Here is a 2,010-nt window from a genome sequence, read left to right on the forward strand (position 1 = left end):
GTTATCGCGTATTGCGGTCGCGGTATTGCCGCCTCTTGCGGTCTCCTTGCGCTTCGCCACATGGGGTTCGACAAGTCGCGCCTCTATGATGGTTCCTGGGCTGAGTGGAGCGCCGATGAGAACCTTCCGGTTGAAACCTCGTGAGACTACGATTTTGGGTCACTTTGGGTGATCCAATTATTGACGCGTTGCTAGGAGGATATTTTTGATGACGGACAATTTCCGGCTGACCAAAGAAGCTGCGCAGAAGTACAACAACCATAGTGTGCCTGCGATGTTCGGCCCATTGGCTGAAGCAACAATGCAGAAGGTTCAGCTTCGAAGCGGCACTTGTGTTATCGACATTGCATGCGGCACCGGGGCTTTGACGCGAGAGATTGCAAGGAAACTGACGGGCGAAGGCCGGGTTGTTGGCGTAGATCTGAACGAAACCATGATTGAGGTCGCGCAGTCCAATCAGCTGGATTGTCGTCATGTGCTCGAGTGGTATGCAGCAGATGTAACCGAGTTACCTTTCGGAGATGCTACGTTTGACTATGCCTTCATACAACAGGGGCTTCAGTTCTTCCCCGACAAATCCGCCGCGTTGAAAGAAGTTCATAGGATCTTGCGCAATGACGGTCAGCTGTTTTTGACATGTTGGCGCGCTGTGTCGCCCTTCAATGGAGCACTTGCAAAAGCTCTCGAACAGCATGTTGGAACAGATGCCGCAGTCAAGGCCAGAGCGCCTTTTTCGTTTCGAGATGGGGACCTCATTTCGAACTTGTTGGTCGATGCAGGCTTCAAGATAGCTCGTCACGAGCCATTGGTACTAGAGCGAAGATTTATTGACCTTCGTGCGCAAATCATGGCGCTGCCAATCGAAACTGATCTTAGGGATGCAGGTGATGACGTCACCAACAAGGTCGTGGAAGAGGTTGCAGACGCTTTGTCTAGATATGACAATGAAGGCGTATTGCACGTACCGCAAGAAGCGCACCTTTTTGTCGCCGCGGCATAGGTCAACGACCACTGGCTCAGTTCTCAATTACGATCTTTGCCATGGTCGAAAGACAATGCGGCATTAGTGGCTGCCGAGCGTGGCTCCGCGTTGACGGTTGAGTGTGCATCAAACTATACTTTTGCCATGGCCAGCGGAAAATACATCGACGATTTGTCGGTTGGCGAAACTTTCGAAACCGGTGGCGTTACGCTGACCGAGGGAGCGATTGTTGACTTCGCACTGGTTCATGACCCGCAGCCCTTCCACGTTAACAAAGTGGCTGCCGCAGAGTCGATTTTCGGCGGTCTCATCGCCAGTGGATTTCAGACAATTGCGCTTACTTTCAGGTTGTTCCGCGACACTGGTGTACTTACCGGCACCAATCTGGGTGGACATGGTATGGACGAGGTGCGGTGGCTGGCTCCGGTGTATTCCGGTGACACGATCAGCGTGCGAGTCACGGTTGAGGCAATTACACCATCACGTTCGAAGCCAGACCGGGGAACGGTCAAATTCCGATACCAGACATTTAACCAGAACGATGTTGAAGTTCTTAACCTGGTCATGCACCACGTGATGGCATATCGGAGTTAAGGCGGTTTGCAGCGACTTGGGCGCGGCGATCAATTCGACCTCACTTTGTCATCTTCAAGAGTATCCTTGGGCTCGCCACATAAGGCTTCTATTCGCAATTGCGGTCGTGGCGTACATGCAAACAAGTTTGTTCCCGTGTTCTCAATCCTTTTTTGCCTAAATAACTACTTATAGATTGCCGCATAGCGAGGTGCGAAGAACTTGACGAAGGCTTTAACCTCTGGCCGACGATAGGCTTCCGGCGAAATGAGCATTAGGTGCGGCACCGCAAGTTCGGGGATTTCGTCGAAACATCGGATAAAGGACATGTCTGTTTCAACCAGCTTGACATTGCTGATCCCAAGGCCTTGCCCTGACCTGATCGCCGCATGCATTAGCTCCAGTTCAGTGAAAGACATGACGATCTGTTCTGGTGCCACGTGATTGGTCAACCA

The 2,010-nt window shown here is 51.9% G+C and carries 4 protein-coding genes; 3 read left to right on the forward strand and 1 reads right to left on the reverse strand.

The features are described from left to right. Nucleotides 1-3 precede the first annotated feature (3 nt). The 3 genes from AC2FLP_RS22030 (at nt 4) to AC2FLP_RS22040 (ending at nt 1,576) form a co-directional block, all read left to right on the forward strand. Nucleotides 4-144, forward strand: a complete 141-nt coding sequence (locus AC2FLP_RS22030; RefSeq protein ID WP_496686554.1) for a rhodanese-like domain-containing protein — start codon at nt 4-6, stop codon at nt 142-144. Nucleotides 145-208: 64 nt separating this feature from the next. Further along, on the forward strand, nt 209-1,000 hold the full coding sequence (locus AC2FLP_RS22035; protein ID WP_299641593.1) for a class I SAM-dependent methyltransferase: 792 nt from the start codon (nt 209-211) through the stop codon (nt 998-1,000). A 66-nt stretch (nt 1,001-1,066) separates the two neighbouring features. Next, complete coding sequence (locus tag AC2FLP_RS22040) at nt 1,067-1,576, forward strand: MaoC family dehydratase (protein ID WP_496686551.1); 510 nt, start codon at nt 1,067-1,069, stop codon at nt 1,574-1,576. Between the two features lie 164 nt (nt 1,577-1,740). Here AC2FLP_RS22040 and AC2FLP_RS22045 read toward each other — a convergent pair. Beyond that, nucleotides 1,741-2,010: hypothetical protein (locus AC2FLP_RS22045; protein ID WP_496686549.1), on the reverse strand; the 270-nt coding region annotated here is incomplete at its 5' end.

It is taken from the genome of Ruegeria sp. CDSA141 (assembly GCF_059612005.1).

Bases quoted from the DNA above. Each gene is read 5' to 3' on its own strand.
- AC2FLP_RS22035 (WP_299641593.1), top strand. From the start codon at position 209: ATGACGGACAATTTCCGGCTGACCAAAGAAGCTGCGCAGAAGTACAAC.